Origin of the sequence: Agreia sp. Leaf335 (genome assembly GCF_001423605.1) — a bacterium.
Taxonomy (GTDB): domain Bacteria; phylum Actinomycetota; class Actinomycetes; order Actinomycetales; family Microbacteriaceae; genus Agreia.
Window position 1 is genome coordinate 195,877 of the sequence record NZ_LMOQ01000001.1, and the last position, 24,027, is coordinate 219,903.

A 24,027-nucleotide genomic window follows, 5' to 3' on the forward strand; every position below is an offset into this window, starting at 1 on the left:
CCACGGTAGGCGACCGCTCCGACAGGTGTCAAACCTGCCGGAGCGGTCAGCGAGCCCTACGGCTTGGGCTTCTGGGCCGGGATGCTGCCGGTCGCGGGTTCGACGAGCGCCCCGAAGGTCTCGGCCGCGCGTGTGGAGCCGAGCTGCAGCTGCAGCTCACCCTCGGACTCGGCGCGCACGCCATCGGCCTTCGCTGCGGACGCAGCCTCGGCGTCGTCGTTGGCCTCCTGCAGGGCCGACTTCTGCCGCAGGGGAGTGGCCTTCAAGAACCAGCTGAGCAGGAAGGCGATGAGCACCACACTCAGGCTGATCCAGAATCCCGTGACCATGGCGGTCGAGAAGCCCTCGAGGAACGGTCGAGCTAGACGCGGGTCGATGACGTTCAGGAACGAGGTGTCGCCGTTGAGGGCGCTGCTCAGGGTGTTCGGCTGTCCGGACTGCGCGAGTTGCATCTGCGTCAGCACGTCGACGTTGGCCTGGTTCGCCAGCACCTTCGGGTCTTGACCGGCGGCCGCGATGCCGGCCACGACATCCGGTGTCTTGAACGCGTCTTGAATGGCGCCAGGGGCGCGCGAGAACACCACGGAGAAGATGACGGCGGTGCCGAGCGTTCCACCAATCTGACGGAAGAAGGTCGCGGCGCTCGTGGCCACACCGATGTCGCGAGGTCCGACCGAGTTCTGGCTGGCGATCGTGAGCGTCTGCATCAACTGACCGAGGCCGAGGCCGAGCATGAGCATTCCGCCCATGACGAAGACGACGCCGCTGGTCGCGGTGGCGAACGTGAGGTAGAAGAAGGCGGCCGACATCAGAAACGTTCCGACGATCGGGAAGACCTTGTACTTGCCCGTTCTGGCGATGATCTGACCCGAGACGATCGACGCGATCATCAGGCCGACGACCATCGGGATCATCAGGAGGCCGGACTCGGTCGGTGTGGCCCCGTTGACGATCTGCAGGTAGAGGGGGATCGTCAGCATGCCGCCGAACATTCCGAAGCCCACCAGAGTTCCGATGATGCTGGCCATCGAGAAGGTCGGTGACGAGAACAGCGAGAGCGGAATGAGGGCGTTGCTGCCCATGCGGCGCTCGGTGATGATGAACGCCACGACGCCGACGACGCCGATCACGTAGCAGGCGAGTGCGCCCGCGGAGCCCCAGCCCCAGTCGCGGCCGTTCTCGGCCACGAGCAGCAGGGGCGCGATGCCCATGACGATGAACGCGGCGCCCCACCAGTCGATGCGGGCGTCGCGACGGGTGTGCGGAATGTGCAGGAAGCTGACCACCAGGATCATCGCGATCGCGGCGACGGGCAGGTTGAGCAGGAAGATCCAGCGCCATCCGGTGATGAAGAAGATCTCGGGGGTGCCCGAGATCAGACCGCCGAGCAGCGGGCCGAGCACGCTCGAGACGCCGAACACGGCAAGGAAGTAGCCCTGGTACTTCGCCCGCTCGCGAGGAGCGAGGATGTCGCCCATCACCGTGAGGGCCAGCGACATCAGGCCACCCGCGCCGAGACCCTGGATCGCGCGGAATCCGGCGAGCTCGATCATCGACGTCGAGATGCCGGCGAGGAGCGAGCCGAGGATGAAAATCGAGATGGCGATGATGTAGAGGGGGCGGCGACCGAAGATGTCGCTGAGCTTGCCGTAGATCGGGGTGGCGATCGTGGAGACCACGAGGTACGCGGTGGTGACCCACGCCTGCTGGTCTTGCCCCTTGAGGTCGTCGCCGATGGTGCGCATCGACGTGCCCACGATCGACTGGTCGAGGGCGGCGAGGAACATGCCCGCCATGAGGCCGAAGATGATGAACTGGATCTGTCGTGGCGACAGCTGGCCACCGGATTCGGCGGCGGCCCGTGCGCGATCGGCGCCGGACTTCTTCGAGCTTCGAGAAGCGCTCGGTATGGAGGTCATGAGATTCCTGACGAAGAGAGAAGGGTAAACGGGGAGGAGAAAATCGCACGCCAGAAAATTGCGCAGAGTGCAAAGTTACACCGGGTGAAACGGCTTCTCAACCGCACTGTGTAGCAACCTCCACGAAAAGAACAGATCGCGCCCGTATTGTGGGACGGTGACTGAGCTGAGACCGCGACGCGAACTGCGTCGCCGCGAACCCTCTCGTCGCTCGAAGACTCGCGTGATCGCAGCCGGGCTCGCCGCCATCGTGCTGGTCATCGTCGGCGAAACGGCCCTGTGGAGCGCGACCGCACAGCGGAACGCGCCCGACGCATCCGTCGCCGCGGATGCGCTGCCGAACGATGGCGCGGCGCCCGCGCAGATCACGATTCCCGCTCCCATCCAGACCGCGGTGCCTCTCGCCGTCCCCGCCGAGCCGGCTCCTGCCGCCGCCGCTCCGACCGGCTTCGACAAGTCGGCCCGGTCGATCGACGACCCCACGAGCATCTGGTTCGTCGTCAACAAGACGCGCCCGATACCCGACGCGGCGAACTACGTTCCGCCCGACCTGGTATCGCTGCGATCGGACATTCCGAACCCCAACGGGTTCCCGCTGCGGCAGGAGGCGGCCGACGCGCTCGCCGTTATGGTCGACGCCGCGTCTGCTGAGACCGGGCAGCAGCTCGTGGCCCAGAGCGGGTATCGCTCGTACGGCATCCAGGTGAACGCCTACAACCGCTATGTGGGCCAGCTCGGCACGGCGGGCGCAGACCTCACCAGCGCACGCCCCGGGTTCAGCGAGCACCAGACCGGCATGGCCATCGACCTTCTGGCGACGGGCAGCGGCTGCTCCCTCGACGGCCCCTGCTTCGGAGACACGACCGCGGGCCAGTGGCTGGCCGCCAACGCCTATCGCTTCGGCTTCCTGCTGAGCTATCCGGCAGACAAGACGGCCGTCACCGGCTACGAATACGAGCCGTGGCACTTCCGCTATATCGGAGTGGACCTCTCTACCGAGATGCACAACGAGGGCGTCACGACCCTCGAGGAGTTCTTCGGCCTGCCCGCCGCGCCCGGCTACCTTGACTAGGCCCGCCGCCGCACGCCCCCAGGGCATTCTCGACAGGCCGTACCGCCTGGTGAGCATCGGCGCGTGCGCCCTGATCGTGATCGCGGCGTTCGAACAGCTCGCCGTCACCACGATCATGCCCGCCATCGCGCGCGATCTGGATGGGCTGGCCCTGTATGCCCTGGCTTTCGCGGGCCCGCTGGCTTCGGGCGTGATCGGCATGGTGCTGGCCGGCGACTGGTCCGACAGGCGAGGCCCGGTGAAGGCGCTCTACGCATCGGTCGCGCTGTTCGCCCTGGGACTCGTGATCGCCGGCACCGCGTCGTCGATGCCGCTCTTCCTCGCCGGACGCCTCGTGCAGGGTCTCGGGGGCGGAGCGATGACCGTGGCGCTCTACGTGATCGTCGCCAAGATCTATCCGCCCCGTCTGCAGCCCAAGATCTTCGGGGCCTTCGCGGCGGCGTGGGTCGTTCCCGCTCTGGTCGGCCCGTTCATCGCGGGCGTGGTCGGGCAGTATCTGGGCTGGCGCTGGGTCTTCCTCGGTGTCGTTGTGCTCGTACTGCCGGCGATGGCCATGGTGCTGCCCGGCATGCGCAGCATGGCACCACACGACCGGCTCGAGTCGGATGGCCGGAGCAGTACCGCGCGGGCACTCTGGGCCGTGCTGCTGGCCGTCGCCATCCTGGGTCTGAACATCGCGGCCGATCTGGATGGCGCGGCCCGCTGGGTGCTGGCGGTCGGCGGCCTGGCCGTCGCGCTCGTGGCCCTCCGGCCGCTGCTGCCCGCGGCCAGCCTGCGCTTGCGCCGGGGGCTGCCGAGCGTCATCGCGCTGCGCGGTCTGCTGGCCGGCGCATTCATGAGCGCCGAGGTATATCTTCCGTACGTGCTCACCGAGCGCTTCGGGCTGACGGCGGCGCTCGCCGGACTCGCGCTGAGCTTCTCGGGGGTCGCGTGGGGTTCCTCGTCGCTGGCGCAGGGGCGGCTCGGCGAGCGGGTGTCGCATCGCACCGCCATCCGGGTCGGCATTCTCGGGGCGACCATCGCGATCGGCATCGTGGTGCTCGTGACCGCGCTCGAACTGCCCGCCTGGGTCATCATCGCCGGTTGGTTCCTCGGGGGAGCGGGCATGGGCTTCGCGTATCCGCGCATCACGGTGCTGACGTTCGACTACTCGGCGCCCGACGAGCAGGGTTTCAACTCGTCGGCGCTCGCTATCGCCGACTCGGGCGGATCGGCCATCGCGCTCGCGCTGGGCGCTGTCGCGTTCTCCGTCGCGGGCGATCCAGGAAGCCAGCCGTCGTTCGTCGCGACCTTCGCCTTCTCGCTGCTGGTCGGCATCCTGGCCCTGCTGGTGAGCGCGCGGGTCTCGCAGCGCGCAACCGGCTCAACGGCTTAACACAGCACACCTCACGGCGTAACCCTTTAGGGGGCGTTCAGAAAGCTGTGTTCGAATGAGATGAATCCCGGTCACGCGCTCGTTTTTGCTCCCTCTGCGCCCCCTGAAGAGTTCTCTGGAGGACATCATCATTCGCCGCACGCGCACCACCCGATCTGTTCTGGCATCGCTGTTCGTCGCAGCTTTCGCGCTCACAGGATGCACTGCCGTCGAAGAGGCTCACACAGAGGGGTCCGAGCAGTCCAAGAAGACCGACACCACGCGCATCGACACGATCTCGCCGGCATCCGGCTCTCTTCTCGGCGGCGAGACGATCACGTTCACGGGCGAGGGGCTCGACGACGTGTCGAGTGTGGTTTTCGGGGGAGTGGCCGCCACATCTGTCACGGCGGTGGCCCATAACCAGCTTCAGGTCGTGGCTCCCGCGGCTCTCGATTACGCCGTGGGCGCGGTGAGCGTCACTGCCGCGAGCGAAGAGGGCGAGGTCATCGCGAGCGCGGCGAACTACGACTATCAGGTCGTCACCCCGGTCGACGCGCAGATGCAGTACGCCTTCGCTCACTGGCAGGATTACAACGACGAGGTCTGGGGCACCTTCCCCGACAACGACTGCGGCAACTTCGTGAACCAGACCCTGATCGCACGCGGCTGGGTGCAGACCGACGAGTGGTACAGCGAATGGAACACCACCGGCGACTTCAGCGACAGCTGGGCGCGCGGCCCCGCTATGGATGCGTTCTTCGCGTCGCAGACAGACAGGGCGACGCGGCTCTCTCTCGAGCAGCGCGACCAGGCCAAGGTCGGCGACGTGGTCATGTTCGACTGGGATCCGGCGAACGAGAACGGCGTCGACCACACGATGCTCGTCTCGAAGGTCGACGCGGCCACGGGTGCGATCAGCATGGTGGGGCACACCATCGATGCCCAGTACCGCGACCTCGATCAGGCCATCACGATCGAGAACCCGGGCGCGACCGCCTGGTTCTACAGCATCGCGTAGCGCGCGCTACTCGGCGAGGGCCTCGTCGACGATCGCCTTGGCCTCTTTCTGCACCTGGCGCAGGTGCTCCTCACCCAAGAAGCTCTCGGCGTAGATCTTGTAGACGTCTTCGGTACCACTGGGCCGCGCCGCGAACCACGCGTTCTCGGTCACGACCTTCACCCCGCCGATCGCCGCACCGTTGCCGGGCGCGTGGCTGAGCTTGGCGATGATCTCCTCGCCGGCCACCTCGGTGGCGGTGATCGCATCGCCGTCGAGTTTGCCGAGCCGGGCCTTCTGCGCCTTCGTGGCCGCGGCATCCACTCGCTCGTAGGCGGGCGAACCGAACTTCTCGGTGAGCTCGGCGTACAGAACGCTGGGCGTCTTGCCGGTGACGGCGAGGATCTCGGCCGCGAGCAGGCACAGGATGATGCCGTCTTTGTCGGTGGTCCACACGGTGCCGTCGAAGCGCAGGAAGCTCGCGCCGGCGCTCTCCTCGCCGCCGAAGGCCACGGTTCCGTCGACCAGCCCGGGCACGAACCACTTGAAGCCCACGGGAACCTCGAGCAGTGTGCGGTCGAGCTCGGTGGCGACCCGGTCGATCATGCTCGACGACACGAGGGTCTTGCCGATCGCGGCGTCGGGCTTCCAGTCGGCGCGATTCGCGTAGAGGTACTGGATGGCGACGGCCAGGTAGTGGTTGGGGTTCATGAGGCCGCCATCCGGGGTCACGATGCCGTGCCGGTCGGCGTCGGCGTCGTTGCCCGTGAGGAGGTCGTAGTCGTGCTGATGGGCGAGAACCGATGCCATGGCGCTGGGCGACGACGGATCCATGCGGATCTTGCCGTCCCAGTCGAGGGTCATGAAGCCCCACTGCGGGTCGACGACCGGGTTCACGACGGTGAGGTCGATTCCGTAGCGCTCGCGGATGGCCTGCCAGTAGTAGACGCTGGCACCGCCCAGGGGGTCGGCGCCGATGCGGATGCCCGACTTCTTGATGGCCTCCATGTCGATGATGGTGCCGAGGTCGTTCACGTAGTTGTTCATGAAGTCGTAGGTCTCGACCGCGCTGGGCTCGGCACGCTTCACGCCGCGCAGACCGTCGGCGAGCAGTTCATTGGCACGGTTCGCGATCCAGCCCGTGGCGTCGCTGTCGGCAGGGCCTCCGTGAGGCGGGTTGTACTTGAATCCGCCATCTGCGGGCGGGTTGTGGCTCGGCGTGACGACGATGCCGTCGGCCTGCGGCTCATCCGGATGCGCCAGGTTGTACGCGATGATCGCGTGGCTCACGGCGGGGGTCGGGGTGAAGCTGTCGAACTCGTCGACGAGCACCCGGACCTCGTTGCCGACGAGCACCTCGAGGGCCGTGGTCTGTGCGGGGCGGCTGAGCGCGTGCGTGTCGATGCCGATGAAGAGAGGGCCGGTGATGCCCTGGCCGGCGCGGTACTCGACGATGGCCTGCGTCGTGGCGGCGATGTGGTCTTCGTTGAAAGCCGTGTTCAGTGACGAGCCGCGGTGCCCGCTCGTGCCGAACACCACTTTCTGGTCGGCGATCGTGACATCGGGCTTCAGGTCGTAATAGGCGCGAACGAGCGCCTCGACATCGACCAGGTCTTCGGGGAGGGCAACGGTGCCGGCGCGGTTTTCCATGCCCCCCAGTCTGGCACTCCGACACCGCAGAGAGGAGGTGCCGCTCGTATTCAGGAGAAACGCGCCCTGCGCGTGCGAAAACCGAGCCTTAGGCCGGTTCTTCCTGAAAAGAGCGCCGTGCGCGAGAACTGCAGGCGCCACGGAGAAATCGCGGCGTCGAATAGGCTCTGAGCCATGTCCGACGCACCGCAGAACGCCGCCGCCACCGAGAGCTACAGCTACCTGGGCCCCCGGGGCACGTTCACCGAGGCGGCGCTCGCTCAGGTTCCGCATGCCCGGGGCAAGATCTGGCGCAGCGTCAACAACGTGGGCGAGGCCCTCGACGACGTCGTGAGCGGTCGCAGCGTCGCGGCGATGATCGCGATCGAGAACTCGATCGAGGGCGGGGTGAACGCCACTCAAGACGCCCTGGCGAACATCCCGAATCTGCGCATCGTGGGCGAGTACCTCGTGAAGGTGCAGTTCGTCCTGGTGGCCAGGCCGGGAACGACGCTCGCCGATGTGAAGGTCGTGAACGCGCATCCGGTCGCCTACACGCAGTGCCATCACTGGCTCGACGCCAATCTGCCGAGCCACGGACACATTCCGGCCACGTCGAACGTGGCGGCGGCCGCCTCGCTCTTCGAGAACGACCTCGCCGACGCGGCCGTCGCTCCTCCCGGCATCGTCGACCACTACGACCTCGACGTGCTCGCCGAGAACATCGGTGACAATGACAATGCGGTCACCCGCTTCGTGCTGGTGAGCAAGACCACGGCGATTCCTCCGCGCACCGGGGCCGACAAGACGAGTCTCATCGTCGAACTGCCCGACGACCGCGCGGGTGCCCTGCTCGAATTGCTCGAGCAGTTCTCGACCCGCGGCGTGAACATGAGCCTGCTCGAATCGCGGCCCATCGGCGACGCTCTCGGCCGCTACCGCTTCGTGATCGACGCCGACGGGCACATCCTCGACGAACGCGTCGCCGACTCCCTGCTCGGCGTACGCCGCTTCAGCCCGAAGGTCATCTTCCTCGGCTCCTACCCGCGAGCCGACAAGGCGCCCATCGAATACATCCCCCGCTACGACGACGACGTGTTCATCGAGGCGCGCGACTGGCTGCGGGCGGTCATCTCGGGCGAGCCCGACGCCTCGTAACGGGGGGCCTGTCCGGCGGCACGAGACAGCCGCGCGCCGACCTCGATCAGAGCGTCGGCGAGGTTCGCCGAGCGGTCGCCATCCTCGATCACATCGAAGTCGATTCCGCACAGTCCGACGTAGAGGGCGAATTCGCGGGCCGAGTTCGCACCCGCCACGAGCTCGCAGCTGTTCTCGTCGATCGGCGTGACCTGTGCGGTGGACGCCCCGAATCGAGCCGAGACCTCGGCAGCCGAGGCATGCATCCGAACACGAAAGTGACACGGATAGGGGGCGACCGAGATGCTCCGCGTGGTCAGCTCGCGCACCGCGTCGGCGGGAACCTCGCGCGCCTCGAACGGTTCCGCCAACGGCAGCCGGGGTGTCAGCCGATCGAGGCGAAGGGTGCGCCATGCTCCGCGCTGGGCATCCCACGCGACGACGTACCACCGCCTGCCCGCGTGCACGATACGGTGCGGCTCGATGGTGCGACGCACCTCTGTGCCGTCGTGTCTCGTGTAGTCGATTCGCACGCTGCGAGACTCGCGGATCGCGCGCGCGAGAGTGAGGACCGTGTCGAGGTCGACGGGTTCGGACAGTCCACCGAGGGGAATGATGGCCTGCCCCACCTCGGTGATGCGCCCGCGGGTCTCCGACGACAGCGACTGCTCGAGCTTCACGAGGGCGCGCGCCGCCGCATCCTCGATGCCGGTCACGGCGGTACTCGCCGCGGCGCGCAGGCCCACCGCGATCGCCACGGCCTCGTCGGCCGACAGCACGAGCGGCGGGATGGCCGCTCCCGCACCGAGTCGGTAGCCGCCGCCGATCCCGGGCACCGCGTCGACGCCGTAGCCCAACCCGCGCAGGTCGTCGATGTCTCGTCGAAGTGTTCGCGCACTCACCTGGAGGCGGCCCTGCAGCTCGGCTCCGCTCCAGTGTCGGCGGGCCTGCAACAAGCCCAGCAGTTCGAGGGTGCGTGCGGTCGTTCGAGGCATTGTTTATCTTCTCGGCAAATGAGGCCATATTGTGGCCGCATCGAGATCCACGCTGGGGTCATGACTCGATCCGACTCCACTGACGTCCTCCCTTTTCGCATCTCTGTTCCGCTCGACGACCTCACCGATCTGAGAAGTCGACTGCGTTCGACGCGCTTCGCAGCCGACCTGCCCGATGAACGTCTGCCGGGCGGCTCGTGGAGCACGGGCGTGCCCGCTTCGACACTTCGTCGCCTCGTCTCCGCGTGGCAGACGTTCGACTGGCCCGCATTCGAGACCCGGGTGAACGAGGTGCCGCAGTTCACGACGAGCATCGACGGACAGGTCATCCACTTCGTGCACGTCCGCTCGGCCGAACCGAACGCGGTTCCCTTGCTCTTGACGCACGGCTGGCCAGGGTCCTTCCTGGAGTTCCTCGACATCATCGGGCCGCTGACGGACCCGGTCGCGCACGGAGGCGACGCAGCCGACGCCTTCGACGTCGTCGTCCCCTCGCTTCCCGGGTTCGGGTTCTCGACGCCGCTGTCCTCGGCAGGCTGGACCACCCGCCGCATCGCCGAGACGTGGGTCGAGTTGATGACTCGACTCGGCTACGAACGATTCGCCACGCAGGGCGGCGACATCGGTGCTCTGATCGCGCCGGAGATCGGCCGGGTGGCACCCGATCGAACCCTCGGCGTTCACATCAACGGCGCCTCGGCATTCGTCTCGCAACTCGACGATGAGTCGGCATCGACGTTGACAGAGCTCGAGCGAGACCGGATGCGACGGGTCGCCGAGTTCATGCGCCACGAGTTCGGCTACATCGCCCTGCAGTCGACCCGCCCGGGACTCGTCGGCACCCTGCTCACCGACTCCCCGGTGGCGCAGCTCGCCTGGATCGTCGACAAATTCCAGGCCTGGACCCACCCGACCGATGCTCCCGCCGACGAGGTCGTCGGCCTCGACACTCTGCTCGCCAACGCATCGCTCTACTGGTTCACGGCGAGTGCTGGTTCGTCCGCCTACGTCGGCTACGCCCAGAACTCCGGGTGGGGAGACGTTCCTGCCATCTCCGGCGTGCCGACCGGCGTCATCTGCTTTGCGCACGACATCGGCATCCGACGCTTCGTCGAAGCATCCAATTCGGTCGTGCGCTGGACGGATGTCACCGATCGTGGCGGCCACTTCGCCGCGCTCGAGGAGCCGGCCATGCTGGTCGACGACATCCGAGAGTTCTTGCGATCCCTGCGCCCTCGGGCCTGAAATCTACGCGGGCACCTTCACGCGCAGCGCGCCGGGCTCGACCCAGCTGTGCACGGCGGTGACCTCGCCGAACTCGTCGCCGTCGAGCTGGAACTCCTCCGGCTCGGCGACGACGAGTTGCAGGTCTTTGCCTGTTCGGTAGGTCACCGAGCGCACGTCGCGAGACAGGTCGATGATCTTGCGCCCGGCCGCCGATTTACGCAGCACGCCGTTCTCCCAGGCGATCTTGTTCCACACCTTGAGCCAGCCGAAGGGGCCTTCGGGGCGCAACGCCATGATGTCGAGCACGCCGTCGTCGAGCCTGGCATCCGGAATGAGGAGCACGCCGCCGGGGAGGACCCCGCAGTTGCCGACCATCACTGTGTGCGCCGACGTCGACTTCCAGGGGGCGCCGTCGATCGAGAAGCGGAACTTCACGGGGCGCAGCTCGGGCAGCGAGCGGCCGACGCCGTCGACGTAGGCCAGCCAGCCGACGGCCTTCTTGAGCTTCGAGTTGGTGTTCGCGATCATCTTGGCGTCGAGCCCCAGGCCCGCCATGACCAGGAAGACGTGTTCCTGCACCTCGCCGTCGGCCCGCGTGATGGCGGCCAGCCCCAGGTCGATCACCCGGTCTTTGCCGGTGAAGATGATGCCGAGCGCCCTCTCGGTGTGCGGAACGCCCATGTTGAGGTTGCGGGCCAGCAGGTTGCCCGTGCCGCTCGGAAGCAGGCCGAGCGCCGCGCCGGTATTGCGCAATCCCTCTGCGACGGCCCTGACCGTGCCGTCTCCGCCCGCGGCGATCACCACGGTCGCGCCCTGTTCGACCGCCTGCCGGGTGAGGCTCTGTCCGGCCTCGTCGACGGTGGTCTCGAACCAGAGGGTCTTCTCGAACCCGGCCGTGCTGGCGGCCCGGTTGACCTCGGCCCGCAGCTTCGTGACATCCACTTTGATCGGGTTGTACACGACAGCGGCCCGCTGGGGCTCTGCGGGTTCTTCGATTGTGGCCACGAGTGTAAAGCTACCGCGTTGTTCATCAACGGCCATCCGGGCGCGCGTGCGGCAAAAGGTAGGCTTGAGCGGTGATCGATCCCGTACTCTTGCGCGAAAATCCCGATGTCCTCCGCCAATCGCAGGCGGCGAGGGGCGACTCCGTCGACCTGGTCGACGCGGCACTGTCGGCCGATGCCGCCCGCCGCGCCGCGATCGGCGAGTTCGAGAACCTGCGAGCGAGCCAGAACGCCTTCGGCAAGAAGGTCGCGCAGGCAGCCAAAGACGAGAAGAAGGCCCTGGTCGCCGAGGCGCAGTCGCTGGCCGCCGAGGTCAAGGCCGCGAGTCAGCGGGCGACGGATGCCGAGGCTGAGTTCACGACGATCGTCCGGCAGATCGCCAACCCCATCATCGACGGCGTGCCCGTCGGCGGCGAAGACGACTTCGTGACGCTGCGGGAGGTCGGCGAGCGCCCCTCGTTCGACTTCGAGCCCAAAGACCACGTCGAGCTCGGCGAGAGCCTGGGCATCTTCGATCTGGCGCGCGGTGCCAAGGTCTCGGGAGCCCGCTTCTACTACCTCACCGGAATCGGCGCTCGCCTCGAGCTCGCTCTGATGACGCTTGCCCTCGATCGGGCCGAGAAGAACGACTTCGTTCCCCTGATCGTTCCCACGCTCGTGCGCCCGGAGATCATGGCCGGAACCGGATTCCTCGGCGAGCACTCCGACGAGATTTACTACCTTCCCGCCGACGACCTCTATCTCACCGGCACGAGTGAGGTGGCGCTCGCGGGGTTCCATTCCGACGAGATCCTCGACCTCGAGGGCGGCTCGAAGCGCTACGCCGGCTGGTCGACGTGCTACCGACGCGAGGCGGGGTCGGGCGGAAAAGACACCCGCGGCATCCTGCGCGTGCACCAGTTCAACAAGCTCGAGATGTTCAGCTACGTGCTGCCCGAGAACGCCGAGAACGAGCACCTCGCGCTGGTCTCGTTCCAGGAGCAGATGATGCAGGATCTGGGGCTCAGCTACCGGGTCATCGACACGGCCGCGGGCGACCTCGGCTCGTCGGCGGCGCGCAAGTACGACATCGAGGCGTGGATCCCCACCCAGGATGCGTACCGCGAGCTCACGTCGACCTCGAACTGCACGACCTACCAGGCCCGCCGCCTCGACACCCGTTACCGCACCGAGAGCGGCAAGACGGCACCGGTCGCGACGTTGAACGGCACCCTGGCGACCACCCGCTGGATCGTCGCCATTCTCGAGACCCATCAGCAGGCAGACGGATCGGTGATCGTGCCCGAGGTGCTTCGCCCGTATCTCAACGGAGTCGAGAGGATCGAGCCGAAGTGACCGACGACCGCTGGTTGTTGGCCCTCGACATCGACGGCACGATCATCTACGAAGACGGCACCCTGACCGACGCTGTGCGGGACGAGGTCGCTCGTGTGTCGGCTCTCGGCCACGAGATCATGCTGGCGACCGGTCGCTCGGTGGCGTCGACGCTGCCTATGCTCGACCAGCTGTCGATCACGCCGGAGTACGTGGTGTGCTCCAATGGCGCGATCACGCTCAAGCGCGACGAGACGGCTCCGGTCGGATACCGCCGCGAGTTCGTCGAGACGTTCGATCCCGGGCCCGTGCTCACGCAGATCAAGGCTCATCTCGCCGAGGCGAGTTTCGCCGTCGAAGACGAAGAGGGCAATTTCTGCTACTACGGCACGTTCCCCGTGACGGCTGCCGACGTCGGTAGCCGAGCGGTGCCGTTCGAGCAGCTGCTCACCATCGAAGCCACCCGGGTCGTCGTGATCTCGCCCGATCACGACATGGAGGACTTTCTCTCTCTGGTCGAGCGCATGGGCCTGCATAAGGTGAGCTATGCCATCGGCTGGACTGCCTGGCTCGACATCGCGCCCGACGGCGTGAACAAGGCAACAGGCCTCGAGCGGGTGCGCGAGCTTCTGGATGTTCCGCGAGACCGGGTCTTCGCGATCGGCGACGGGCGAAACGACGTCGACATGCTCACCTGGGCCGGCGAACACGGCCGCGGCGTCGCGATGGGCCAGGCGCCCGACGACGTGCTGGCCGTGGCCAGCGAGGTGACGGCATCCGTGCACGACGACGGCCTGGCCGTCGCCCTTCGTACGTTCGTGTAGGAACTGCCTGACCCACCGACGGATGCGGTTCGGTTAGAATCGTGGCTTGTCTGGTTCTGCCGGGCAAGGAGGGCTGTCCGAGCGGCCGATGGAGCCAGTCTTGAAAACTGGTGGGCAGAAATGTCTCTAGGGTTCGAATCCCTAGCCCTCCGCCATTCCACCCCGATGACCATGGTCGATCCGAGACCGTGTGCATGAAAGGACCGAGTGAGGGCAGATTCAACGCGTCGACGCACGCCCTCGTCTCGACCCACCGCCATTCGCCATGGCCGTCAGCGCACATCGACCGCGATCGCCTCGTTCTTCAGGGCCGTCGGTCTCGCGCTGACCGTGTTTCTCGTCAGCGGTGTCTCGATTGCTGCGATCGCCACCTGGGACGTGCGCAACGATCTGACCGTCGTCGCCCTCGAGGGTGACAAGACCGACGCGGCGCCACCCAACATCGCCGCCATCGACGGAGGGGTCAATCTGCTGCTCGTCGGCAGCGACAGTCGCGTGGGTCAAGGCGAGGCCTACGGCGACGAGACCTCGAACCTGAACGACGTGACGATGCTTTTGCACATCTCGCAGGATCACTCGAGTGCCTCGGTCATCAGCTTTCCGCGCGACCTCGTCGTTTCGATCCCCGAATGCCCCGAGGGCGACGGCGGCACGAGCGATGCGATGTCGGCGCAGCCGATCAACGTCACCCTGCTCTACGGCGGGCTGCCGTGCACGGTGCTCACGGTCGAGAAGCTCACCGGGCTCGAGATCCCCTTCGCCGCCGAGGTGCAGTTCAACGGCGTGATCGAGATGTCGAACGCTGTCGGCGGTGTGCCCGTGTGCGTGGCGTCGCCCATCGACGACGAGTGGACGAACACCCATCTGCCCGTGGGTACGCACCAGCTGCAGGGTGTGGATGCGCTCCAGTACCTGAGATCCAGACACGGCGTCGGCGACGGCGGCGACCTGGGTCGCATCAGCTCGCAGCAGGTCTTCTTGTCGTCGCTCGTGCGCACCATCAAGAGTTCGGACACGCTCACCGACGTCACCAAGCTCTACGGTCTGGCCAAGGCGGCCGCGAGCAACATGCAGATCTCGACGAGCTTGAGCTCGCCCGACACCATGGTCTCGATCGCCCTCGCCCTCAAGGACATTCCGCTCGAGGACATCGGGTTCTACGCGTATCCGGGGTCGACGGGTGGCTCGGGCGTGTACTCCGGCAAGGTGCAGCCCAACGCCGCCGATGCCGAAGCTATGTTCGCCGCCATCCGGGCCGATCAGCCGATCGTCGCGGAGGCGGGCAACACCGGCGTGGGAGCCGAGGTCGATCCGAATGCCCTGCCCCCGGCATCCGGCACCACCGCCGACCCGGGCTCGGCCGCGACTGTGCTGCCGAACAGCATCACCGGCCAATCGGCCGCCGAATACACCTGCACCAAGGGCTTCGACTACTGAGCTATAGGCCGGAAGTAGAGATTCGGCCGACGTCGGCTATGATTGCTGAGGCGCAAGCCAAGGAGACGTCGCATAGTCCGGCCTAGTGCACCACCCTGCTAAGGTGGAGTGGGGGAAACCCCACCGAGGGTTCAAATCCCTCCGTCTCCGCACTACGTGTTTATCACGCGGTGAAACCCGCTCGGCTGTTCTGGCCAAGCGGGTTTTTGTGTATCCACGGCCAGCAGCGCACAGAGGCAGGGTGTGGGCTAGGCGACCTCGAGCCGATGCCACGTCGCCCAGTAGACGAGCGCTGCAGCGGTCGAAAAGGCGCCCGCCAGTACCTGCGTGGCCAGGAATGCGTTGTGATCGCCCGAACCGCCGGAGATCTCCTGGTTGATCGACACCCAGACCAGAAGCGCTCCCAGCCCTAGAGAGAGGGTTCCCAGAACCGCCGTCACGACGACGTAGACGACCCGTCCGCCGTACCGACGCGTAGCGACGACGCGCACGAGTCCTCGACGGTGCAGCCAGTAGGCCGCGACGCTGCCGAGGATCACCGCGATGAGATCAGCGCCGACGGTGTCTGACAGTCGGTGCCAGTGCGCGGTGACGGTGTACTGCCCGATGCTGGTCGCCCACGTCATGACGACGAACATCGCCCAGCCGCGCCACCGGTAGGGCACGACGAGAAACACCGCCACCATCGTGGTCATCGCGATGGCCGTGTGTCCGCTCGGAAAGCTGTTCTGAACGAGATCGACGGGTGCCTCAACGAGATCCGGGCGCGGCAGAATCCAGCGCTTCAGCGCCTCCGTACCCCCGGCGCCGGCCAGGACGACGGCGAGGGCGATGACTGTTGTGCGTGCCTGACGCCTGAGCAGGCCGATCACCGCTACCGCGGCGAGGGCAGCAGCTAGAGACCAGATCTGAATCGCCGCCAGGGCATCCAGAGCCTGCGCCTGTTCTTCGGGCGAGGCCCGGTCGGAGCCCGTCAGAGCCGAGTTCTCCCAGCGCTGTCCCCACGGCGTGAGCACGGCGACGATGTAGACGCCAACCAGGAGCACGACCGCGGCGACGGCCGTGACGAGCCATCGCCGGGCCGGGCGACCGGCTACGACGGGCGTCGAGCGTGCATCACCGGAGCGGGGATGTGCCTCCCCGCGGCCCCGAGAACGCGATGACGTCATGCCCATGCACATTAGCCGGTGTCGGACGCGTGTGGTGCCTCCGGTTTCTGCGCAGCACGATCGCACCGGCGGCGAGCAGAGCGACGGCGAAGCCGATGAGCAGATCGCGCTGCGTCGCATCCTCGCCCGTCGCCGCGAGAGTGGCCGAGCCATTCGTTCCGCCTGCCGCGGGGGTGGCCGGATCGGAGATCGCGCTCGGGGGAGTGACGGAGGCATCCGCGACCTGCCCCGTGATGTAGCGGCGCACCTCGCTCACGTCGTAGAAGAGGGAGCCGGGGGCGATCGGTGTGCAGCTGGAGCGGAAGGCGATCTCGCGCTCGTTGTAGAGCATGCGTACGATGGCGCGACCGCTGGCGTCGCGAAAGACGTCCCACTGCACGTTCGCCGCCATGGGGGTGACCGTCTCGCCGCGCCAGGCGTTCGTGGCGTATGAGTACGGCGCATCCGGTGTCACGGGCTGGGTCGAGCCGGGCAGGCCGATGAGCGCCGCGAACGGGATGATCGTCTCGGCGTGGGCGAAGCGGAACGTCGCCGCCGTGGTGGAGCCGGCGAGCCGGGCGTCGATCGAGTCGAGAAAATCGGTGAGCAGGGGCGTGGCCATCTTGTAGGTGATGTCGCTTCCGGCGAAGGCGGGGCCCTTGCCGTAGAAGTCGTCGGAGTCGAGCAGGTACGCGAACCACTCGGCGTCGGCACCGGCGAAGTAGCGGTCGAAATCGACCTGCACCTCCTCGGTCATGTCGGGCGCGATGATGTAGAGGTTGTAGAGCATCATCGCCGCGTCGACCTCGTTGTCGACGGTCGTCTTGCCGTCGCCGCCGTCCACGAAGTGGTAGGCGCCGGCCGCGAGCCGGTCGACGAACGCGGGTGTGTACAGCCGCTCGAGCACCTCACGCGAGGCCTCGTGGCTGCGGGGCTGGTCGTAGATGGCATCGACCGCGTCGCTGACCTTCGCGCTGTCGGCGTACTCCTGGTAGTCGGCGTTGATGTCTTCTTTGTGAAAGTAGAGGGTGTCGGGGCGCTTCGCGATGGCGGCGGGCAGGTGGGAGGCGATCAGGGGGTCGGCCTGCTCGAGGCCCTTCTCGAACGCCTTGCCGGATGCCGTGGCCCTGGCCTCGCCCGAGCTCTCGACGGCGACGGTGTCCGTTCCGGCATCGATGCCCGCGAACAGCGAGGGGAGCCGCTCGACGACCCTGCTGCCGATGCCGCGGTGCTGGGTCGCGCCCTGGCCGGTCAGGTTGCCGTAGCCGAGCTTCTGGTTCGCGGCCGTCAGCTTCTGCACTTCGGGGCCGAGGGTGCTGCCCAGCTCGGTGAGAGCGCCCTCCGAACGAGCCTGCTCCCAGACCTGTGTGGTCAGCGAGTCGTACTTGAAGCTCGACAGCGCTCGCGATCCGTGGCGGGCCACCGACTCCGTGTAGACAGGCACGAATCCGGCCGGTGGTGCCTGCAGCTCGGCGGGCGTCTGCTGCGGCACGTAGGGCGTCTTGCTGCTGTAGTACGTGCGGTTCGACGCGGGGTCGGTGCCCGTGCCGGTGCCGGATGCCGCCATGGCGGGCGCCGCCGAACCCGCGAGCACCAGTACGAGTGCGCTCGCGGCGACGAGGAGTGTGCGGGATCGAGCTCGGGAGCTCGCAGGGAAGGGGGTCTTGGTCAGCATCGGAATCCTGTGCGGGAAGGTCGCGCACGCAGGGGTAAGCAGGTGGCGCGAGACGGGTAGTCGCGTTCACGACAGGCGAAGGCTATGTCGCCCACGTGACCGGCCGCTGTCGTAGACGTGAACACACAGTGTCGGCGCGCCCGGTGTGTGCTGAGAGCCGCGATCTCAGGCTTCGGCCAGGACGGCCCCCGAAAATGGACTGCCCGCGAGGAGCGGCCCCACCGTCGACGGCATCGCCTCGACGCGAAGCAGACAGGGAGCGTTCGTGAACGAACCGGAATCACCGTCGACCGAGATTCTCGCCAGCATCCAGAGTCCCGATGGAAGCCGGTTCGAGGTGCGACGCGTCGTCCTTCCCAGCGGCACGTCGACCGGATGGCACTATCACGACGGCTGGCAGACGGGCTTTCTGGTGCGCGGCGCCATCAGCCACTCCACCGCGGATCGCGACAGTATCTTCGAGATCGCGACACCGCTCGTCGAGAAGCCCGACATCGCCCATATCGCGAACAGCACGGGCGACGACGAGGCCGAGCTTCTCTTCCTGTCGCACATCCCGGCGGGCTCCGAGGCTGCCGTGCCGTGCCCGGCCCCGGGCGAGAAGGCCTCAGCGGCCACTCCCCAGGCGGGCGCTTCGTCGATCGCCGTGCCGCTCGGCAAGCCCGTCTTCGCGCAGGCTTTCCGCTACACCGCGATGTACGGTCCCAAACCCTTTCCCGAGGCTCTGCTCATCTACCTCGACAACGGCGCATACAAGATCCTCTCTCCGGGTGAGGAGCACTACGGAAGCTACGTCTCGGCCACTCCGCTCGGCGACGGCATGCCGCCCCGGCACGTCTCATTCCTGTCGTGGCCGTCCGACGACTGGGACCGCAATGTGGCGTCGCACACGCTGACCTTCAACGTCGACACGGGTGCCTACATCCAGACCCTCGTGCTTCCCGGTGACCCGGTGCCGCACGCTCAGGCGGGCTACGCGCTGCCGATCGACGACCCGATGCTGTTCGACATGGGTGCCTCGTGGGAGCGGGTGCGCGTGAGCTACGCCGAGGTGTTCGAGCGGCTCATCGAGGCAGAACGGGCCCGCGCTCCTCGTTGATCGAATTGGCCCCGTCGACGACGAGAACCTGGCCCGTGAGGTACGAGGCTCCTTCCGAGGCGAGGAAGGCGATCACCGCGGCCACCTCGTCGGGTGTGCCCGGGCGCCCGGCCGGCGTCGCTCTGCCCATGGCGCGTTCGTGATCGGTCGCCGAGGCGGTATCGATCCAGCCGGGAGCGACGGCATTTGACGTGATTCCGGCAGATGCCGTCTCGACGGCGACGGCCCGGGTGAGTCCGACGAGACCTGCTTTGGCGGCGTGATAGGCCACGTCGCCCGTGTAGGCCTGCACGGGGCCGGAGACGGATGCGACGTTCACTATCCGCCCGTATCCCGCGGCGCGCATCGTGCCGACGACCGCGCGGACCATGCCGAAGGCGGTCGTGAGATTGCGGTCGACCGCGTCTTGCCACTGACGCGAGGAGATCTCGTCGATGGAGCCGGGGGAGTCGGGGTCGGACACAGAGGTCATGCCGGCGTTGTTCACCAGCACCGAGACCGTGCCGAACGCGTCTGTCGCAGCCGTGACCACGGCATTCACGCCTGATTGAGCTGTGAGGTCTGCCACGACACCGATGGCCTCGATGCCCTGTGCTCGAAGCTCGTTGACCCGGTCGAAGATGCGATCGCTGGTCGACGTCACGACGATGCGCGCACCGGCGGAGCCGAGCGCGAGGGCGGCGGCGAATCCGATTCCGCCGGGGCTTCCGGCTCCGGTCACGATTGCGACGCGTGACGAGAGGGTGTTCACAGGTGGCTCCTTCACGGGTGGCGACGCGAGCGGCGCAGGGGCCGGTGCGACTAAGAGTATGCGGCGTCACGCGCCGAGCGCGGCGCGAACCGCGTTCGCGGAGCGTGTGAGCCGTTCGGCCACGGCCGCCGCCTCGTGACCGTTCGGCAGGTACACCGCGGCGATCGCGGCGGGTGCGCGCCCGCGGATCGACAGGGGAACCGCCACGGCGTGCAGGCTCGAGATGACCTCGTTCTGACTCTCCGCCCAGCGTCTCGTGGCGGCCTCGCGAACCTCGGTGGCCAGCGCCTCGTCGACTCCTGTCGGCCAGTCCCGCTCGGGCAGCTGGGCGAGTATGGCCTTGCCCGGCGCTCCGGCGGTGACCGGATGCCGCGTGCCCGGCCGCTGAGCGACCGTCGCCACAGCGTGTCGCGGCTCGACGCTCGTGAGCGTCACACACTCGTCGCGGTCGAGCACGACGAGGAAGCACGTCATGCCGAGATCGTTCGCGGCAGCGGTGAGTTCGGGTAGGGCCTCGGCCTGCAGATCGTGCGCGACGCCGGCGGCCAGGGCGGCCAGACGCGCACCGAGTTGAAGTCGGCCCGACGTCTCTCGCACCACGAGACCGTGCGCTTCGAGCGTTCGAATGAGTCTGTAGGCCACCGAGCGATGCACCTCGAGGGCGGCGGCAATATCGTCGATGCTCTGTGGGCGCCGGGCATCGGCCAGTAATTCCAGGATGCGGATTCCGCGATCGAGGGTCTGCGAGACCGAGCCGGCCGCGGAGTCGAGGGTGCTCATGCTGCTCCCGGGATCGAGGTGATTGCGTCTGCACGAGTGTCGCGCTACGCTCCAGCGAACGATAATCGAACACTGCGTTCGATTATAGAACGCTCCATCCGGCGGTACAAGGCCGGTGATGGCCCGGTCAATGAAGACGGAGCAGCAACTCATGCAATTCCACCACCATGGTTACGTATCCGGCGATCCCCGCATCGCGCCCGCTGCCGGTGTAGGGCTGAATCGACCGAGCGAGCTGCCCGGCCAGGTCGACGTGCTGATCGTCGGATCGGGGCCCGCGGGCATGATCCTCGCCGCTCAGCTCGCGCAGTTCCCCGACATCGACGCCCGCATCGTCGAGCGCCGGCCCGAGCGGCTGGCCATCGGTCAGGCCGACGGCATCCAGGCCCGCAGCGTCGAGACCTTTCAGGCCTTCGGTTTCGCCGACCGGATCACCGCCGAGGCCTACCAGATCAGCGAGATGGCCTTCTGGTCGCCCGACCCCACGGACCCGAGCCGCATCCATCGCTCGGCCCGCGCGGTCGACGACGCGACCGGGGTGAGCGAGTTTCCCCACCTCATCGTGAATCAGGCCCGTGTGCTCGACTACTTCGCCGAGGTGGCACGCAACGCGCCGGCCCGCATGGGCATCGACTACGGCTTCGAGTTCGTGACGCTCGTGGTCGACGACGAGGCCGAGTATCCGGTGCTGGTCACCCTGCGTGAGACCGCGGGCGAGCGCGCCGGGCAGACGAGGCAGGTGCGCGCCAAGTACGTGGTCGGATGCGATGGCGCCCGCAGCGGTGTGCGCGAGGCGATCGGCCGCAAGCTCGTGGGCGCCTCGGCCGCGCACGCGTGGGCCGTGATGGACACGCTGGCCGTCACCGACTTTCCCGACATCCGCACCAAGTGCGCGATCCAATCGCAGTCGGGCAGCATCCTGCACATCCCCCGCGAGGGTGGGCACCTCTTTCGTATGTACGTCGACCTCGGCGAGGTGGCCGCGGGCGACAACGGCGCGGTGCGCACAACCACGGTCGAGACGGCGATCGAGAAGGCGAACGCCATCCTGCATCCGTACACGCTCGATGTGAAAGACGTGGCCTGGTACAGCGTCTACGAGGTCGGCCACCGGCTCACCGACAAGTTCGACGAGGTGCCCGAGGGCGACGATCGCAGCCCGCACGTCTTCATCACGGGCGACGCCTGCCACACCCACAGCGCGAAGGCCGGGCAGGGCATGAACGTCTCGATGCAGGACGGCTTCAATCTCGGCTGGAAGCTCGCGCACGTACTGACCGGCCTCGCGTCGGAGGAGCTGTTGAAGACGTACTCCGGTGAGCGTCAGGTCATCGCGAAGAACCTGATCGACTTCGACAAGGAGTGGTCGACGCTGATGGCCAAGAAGCCAGAAGAGTTCGAGAACCCCGAAGAGCTCGCCGAGTTCTACGTTCGCACGATCGAATTCCCCGCTGGCTTCATGACCCAGTACGAGCCGTCGATGCTGATCGGCGACTCCGCGCACCAGGGCCTGGCCGAGGGCTTTCCCCTGGGTAAGCGCTTCAAGTCAGCCCCGGTGGTTCGCGTGGCCGACGGAAATCCCCTTCACCTCGGGCACCACGCCCAGGCCGACGGCCGATGGAGGCTGTACGCCTTTCCGGCCGCACAGGCGGATGGCGGTCGTGAAGCCCTGGCCGCGTGGGCCGAGTGGCTGGAGCGTGCACCGGAGTCACCCCTCGTTCGACACGTCGCACCCGGCGCCGAGTTCGATGGCGTCTTCGACGTGAAGGTCGTGTACCCCGAGGCTCACGTCGACGTCGACATCACCGCGGTGCCGACGGTGTTCCTGCCGCGGACCGGACCGTTCGGCCTGATCGACTACGAGAAGGTCTACGCGGCCGCGCCGGAGCGGAGCATCTTCGCCGAGCGGGGTATCTCTGCGTCAGAGGGGTGCGTCGTGGTGGTTCGCCCCGATCAGTACGTGGCCCACGTGCTGCCGCTCTCGGCTCGTGGCGAGCTCTCGGGGTTCTTCTCGGGCGCGATGCTCCCGGCCTCGACTCAGTAGCTGGCGCGGTTCTCGTCTGGCTCCGCCGAGACATACTTCGCCGCCAAGCCCTCCGAGGCGCGCGCGAGCAGCGCGACATCGGCGCCGACCAGAATGAACGACGCCCCGGCAGACAGGTAGCGACGCGCGAGCGGCTCGGCGAAGGCATTGACGCCCGCCGGCACCCCGGCCGCGACGGCTGCAGCGATGCAGCGCTCGACCGCGGCGATGACATCCGGGTGATCCTGCTGGCCGAGCACGCCCATAGAGGCGGCGAGGTCGGAGGGGCCCAGAAAGATGCCGGCGATGCCGTCGACAGCGAGGATCGCATCGATGTTCTCGACGGCCGCGACCGACTCGATCTGAACGATCACCGAGATGCGCGACGCGGCGGTGGCGAGGTAGTCGTCGGTGCGGTTCCAGCGCGAGGCGCGAGCAAGGGCCGATCCCACACCCCGGATGCCGCGGGGCGGGTATTGCACGCTCCGTACGGCCAGGTCGGCGAGCTCCGCCGTATCGACCATGGGAACGAGCAGCGTCTGGGCGCCGATGTCAAGGTACTGCTTGATGATCACCGGATCGAGCACCGGCGGTCGCACGACCGGAAGGATCGGGTAGCCGTGCACGGCCTGCAGCTGGGCGAGCAGGGATTCGAGGCTGTTCGGCGTGTGCTCGGCGTCGATGAGCAGCCAGTCCAGTCCCGACCCCGCGCACAGCTCGGCGATCACCGGGCTGCCGCTGCAGACCCACATGCCGGCGAGCGGCCGGTTGTGGGAGCCGAGGGCGGCGGCGAAGCCGGCATCCGGATCTAGGGGGCTCACTGGAATCGGCATGTCACCACCCCGAGCGGGCCGTAGTCGGCGAACACTGAGTCGCCTGCGTACACCCACATCGGGCGAGTGAACGAGCCGGCGAGGATGAGCTCGCCCGCCTTGAGCGTGTCGCCGTGCGGGAAGATCTTGTTGGCGAGCCAGGCCACGCCGTTGGCGGGGTTGTTGAGTACGCCGCCCGCGAGTCCGGTCTCTTCGATGCCCTCGTTGCGATAGAGCATGGCGCCCGCCCAGCGCAGATCGAGTTCGTCGGGGCGCACCGGGCGACCGCCGACGACCATCACGCCCATGGCGGCGTTGTCGCTGATGGTGTCGACGATCGTGCGGCCCTCCATCTCGATGCGCGAGTCGAGGATCTCGAGCGCGGGCACGACGTATTCGGTGGCCGCGAGTACGTCGAACAGCGAGCAGTCTGGGCCGGTGAGATCGGCCTTCAGACGGAACGCGAGCTCGACCTCGACCCGCGGATGCGAGTAGACGCCCCAGTCGAGAACCGTGCCGCTCTCGAGCACCATGTCGTCGAAGATGAGTCCGTAGTCGGGTTCGGTGATGCCGGTGGCCGCCTGCATGGCCTTCGAGGTGAGGCCGATCTTATGGCCGACGAGGCGTCGGCCTGCTGCCTCGTTGCGCGAACGCCAGAGCGACTGCACGGCATACGAATCCTCGATGGTCATGTCGGGGTAGCGGGCGGTCAGCCGCGGAACGGGAGTGCGGGTGCGTGCCGCCTCAACCAATTCGTCGGCGATCGCAGCGATCGTCGTGTCGTCGAGCATGACATCCTCGTCTCTTCTCGATCCTCGCGCGGGCCG

General features: G+C 67.3%; 20 protein-coding genes and 2 tRNA genes. 12 read left to right on the top strand and 10 right to left on the bottom strand.

Translation table 11 applies throughout. The features are described from left to right. Positions 1–56 precede the first annotated feature (56 nt). Positions 57–1,919, bottom strand: a complete 1,863-nt coding sequence (locus ASF79_RS00995; protein ID WP_200933506.1) for an MDR family MFS transporter — start codon at positions 1,917–1,919, stop codon at positions 57–59. Between the two features lie 157 nt (positions 1,920–2,076). Here ASF79_RS00995 and ASF79_RS01000 point away from each other — a divergent pair, with 157 nt between their 5' ends. From ASF79_RS01000 to ASF79_RS01010, 3 genes are all read left to right on the top strand, one after another. Next, positions 2,077–2,991, top strand: a complete 915-nt coding sequence (locus ASF79_RS01000) for a M15 family metallopeptidase (protein WP_146077646.1) — start codon at positions 2,077–2,079, stop codon at positions 2,989–2,991. Continuing rightward, complete coding sequence (locus ASF79_RS01005) at positions 2,984–4,366, top strand: MFS transporter (RefSeq protein ID WP_055850953.1); 1,383 nt, start codon at positions 2,984–2,986, stop codon at positions 4,364–4,366. Before ASF79_RS01000 ends, ASF79_RS01005 begins: the two co-directional genes overlap by 8 nt. Positions 4,367–4,451: 85 nt before the next feature. Next, complete coding sequence (locus ASF79_RS01010) at positions 4,452–5,366, top strand: amidase domain-containing protein (protein ID WP_055850955.1); 915 nt, start codon at positions 4,452–4,454, stop codon at positions 5,364–5,366. Between the two features lie 6 nt (positions 5,367–5,372). On the opposite strand, the gene pgm is transcribed toward ASF79_RS01010, so the two are convergent. After that, entirely contained in the window at positions 5,373–6,995 is a 1,623-nt protein-coding gene (pgm, locus tag ASF79_RS01015; RefSeq protein ID WP_055850959.1) for a phosphoglucomutase (alpha-D-glucose-1,6-bisphosphate-dependent), read from the bottom strand. 174 nt (positions 6,996–7,169) lie between these two features. Here pgm and pheA point away from each other — a divergent pair, with 174 nt between their 5' ends. After that, positions 7,170–8,132, top strand: a complete 963-nt coding sequence (gene pheA / locus ASF79_RS01020) for a prephenate dehydratase (RefSeq protein ID WP_055850962.1) — start codon at positions 7,170–7,172, stop codon at positions 8,130–8,132. Here pheA and ASF79_RS01025 read toward each other — a convergent pair. Beyond that, positions 8,057–9,106, bottom strand: coding sequence for a helix-turn-helix transcriptional regulator (locus tag ASF79_RS01025; protein WP_082495608.1), 1,050 nt, complete (start codon positions 9,104–9,106; stop codon positions 8,057–8,059). The genes pheA and ASF79_RS01025 overlap by 76 nt on opposite strands. A gap of 60 nt (positions 9,107–9,166) precedes the next feature. Between ASF79_RS01025 and ASF79_RS01030 the strand changes: the two genes are divergently transcribed. Beyond that, positions 9,167–10,351 (top strand): epoxide hydrolase family protein, encoded by a 1,185-nt coding sequence (locus ASF79_RS01030; protein ID WP_055850965.1) that lies wholly within the window; start codon positions 9,167–9,169, stop codon positions 10,349–10,351. A 3-nt stretch (positions 10,352–10,354) separates the two neighbouring features. Here ASF79_RS01030 and ASF79_RS01035 read toward each other — a convergent pair whose 3' ends face one another. After that, positions 10,355–11,338 carry a diacylglycerol/lipid kinase family protein gene (locus tag ASF79_RS01035; RefSeq protein WP_235500592.1) on the bottom strand — a complete coding sequence of 328 codons (984 nt, stop codon included), beginning with the start codon at positions 11,336–11,338 and terminating at the stop codon, positions 10,355–10,357. 71 nt (positions 11,339–11,409) lie between these two features. Here ASF79_RS01035 and serS point away from each other — a divergent pair, with 71 nt between their 5' ends. From serS to ASF79_RS01060, 5 genes are all read left to right on the top strand, one after another. Beyond that, complete coding sequence (serS, locus tag ASF79_RS01040; protein ID WP_055850973.1) at positions 11,410–12,672, top strand: serine--tRNA ligase; 1,263 nt, start codon at positions 11,410–11,412, stop codon at positions 12,670–12,672. After that, the gene (locus ASF79_RS01045; RefSeq protein WP_055850979.1) at positions 12,669–13,475 is read left to right on the top strand and encodes an HAD family hydrolase; all 807 of its coding nucleotides are present in this window, start codon (positions 12,669–12,671) and stop codon (positions 13,473–13,475) included. The genes serS and ASF79_RS01045 overlap by 4 nt, the downstream gene beginning before the upstream one ends. A gap of 67 nt (positions 13,476–13,542) precedes the next feature. Next, positions 13,543–13,630 (top strand) — tRNA-Ser (locus tag ASF79_RS01050). A 52-nt stretch (positions 13,631–13,682) separates the two neighbouring features. Continuing rightward, entirely contained in the window at positions 13,683–14,912 is a 1,230-nt protein-coding gene (locus ASF79_RS01055) for an LCP family protein (RefSeq protein WP_082495609.1), read from the top strand. A 61-nt stretch (positions 14,913–14,973) separates the two neighbouring features. Further along, a tRNA-Ser gene (locus ASF79_RS01060) sits at positions 14,974–15,062 on the top strand. Positions 15,063–15,160: 98 nt separating this feature from the next. Here the strand turns inward: ASF79_RS01060 and ASF79_RS01065 are convergent. Both ASF79_RS01065 and ASF79_RS01070 read right to left on the bottom strand, forming a co-directional pair. After that, positions 15,161–16,081, bottom strand: coding sequence for a phosphatase PAP2 family protein (locus ASF79_RS01065; RefSeq protein ID WP_162239051.1), 921 nt, complete (start codon positions 16,079–16,081; stop codon positions 15,161–15,163). Next, positions 16,029–17,735, bottom strand: a complete 1,707-nt coding sequence (locus tag ASF79_RS01070) for a histidine-type phosphatase (protein WP_082495611.1) — start codon at positions 17,733–17,735, stop codon at positions 16,029–16,031. Before ASF79_RS01070 ends, ASF79_RS01065 begins: the two co-directional genes overlap by 53 nt. Before the next feature lie 265 nt (positions 17,736–18,000). Here ASF79_RS01070 and ASF79_RS17505 point away from each other — a divergent pair, with 265 nt between their 5' ends. After that, positions 18,001–18,834, top strand: coding sequence for a cupin domain-containing protein (locus tag ASF79_RS17505; RefSeq protein ID WP_200933508.1), 834 nt, complete (start codon positions 18,001–18,003; stop codon positions 18,832–18,834). On the opposite strand, the gene ASF79_RS01080 is transcribed toward ASF79_RS17505, so the two are convergent. Next, a complete protein-coding gene (locus tag ASF79_RS01080) occupies positions 18,800–19,585 on the bottom strand; it encodes an SDR family oxidoreductase (protein WP_156366117.1) in 786 nt (261 codons plus the stop codon). The two genes, ASF79_RS17505 and ASF79_RS01080, sit on opposite strands and share 35 nt — an antisense overlap. A gap of 66 nt (positions 19,586–19,651) precedes the next feature. Next, positions 19,652–20,365: an IclR family transcriptional regulator gene (locus ASF79_RS01085; RefSeq protein WP_055850990.1), complete on the bottom strand. Its 714-nt coding sequence runs from the start codon at positions 20,363–20,365 to the stop codon at positions 19,652–19,654. Between the two features lie 151 nt (positions 20,366–20,516). Here ASF79_RS01085 and ASF79_RS01090 point away from each other — a divergent pair, with 151 nt between their 5' ends. Further along, positions 20,517–22,409 (top strand): FAD-binding monooxygenase, encoded by a 1,893-nt coding sequence (locus tag ASF79_RS01090; RefSeq protein ID WP_055852947.1) that lies wholly within the window; start codon positions 20,517–20,519, stop codon positions 22,407–22,409. Here ASF79_RS01090 and ASF79_RS01095 read toward each other — a convergent pair. Beyond that, complete coding sequence (locus ASF79_RS01095) at positions 22,403–23,221, bottom strand: HpcH/HpaI aldolase family protein (RefSeq protein ID WP_235500593.1); 819 nt, start codon at positions 23,219–23,221, stop codon at positions 22,403–22,405. The genes ASF79_RS01090 and ASF79_RS01095 overlap by 7 nt on opposite strands. Continuing rightward, positions 23,206–23,991: a 2-oxo-hept-4-ene-1,7-dioate hydratase gene (hpaH, locus tag ASF79_RS01100; protein WP_055850994.1), complete on the bottom strand. Its 786-nt coding sequence runs from the start codon at positions 23,989–23,991 to the stop codon at positions 23,206–23,208. The genes ASF79_RS01095 and hpaH overlap by 16 nt, the downstream gene beginning before the upstream one ends. Positions 23,992–24,027: the final 36 nt, after the last annotated feature.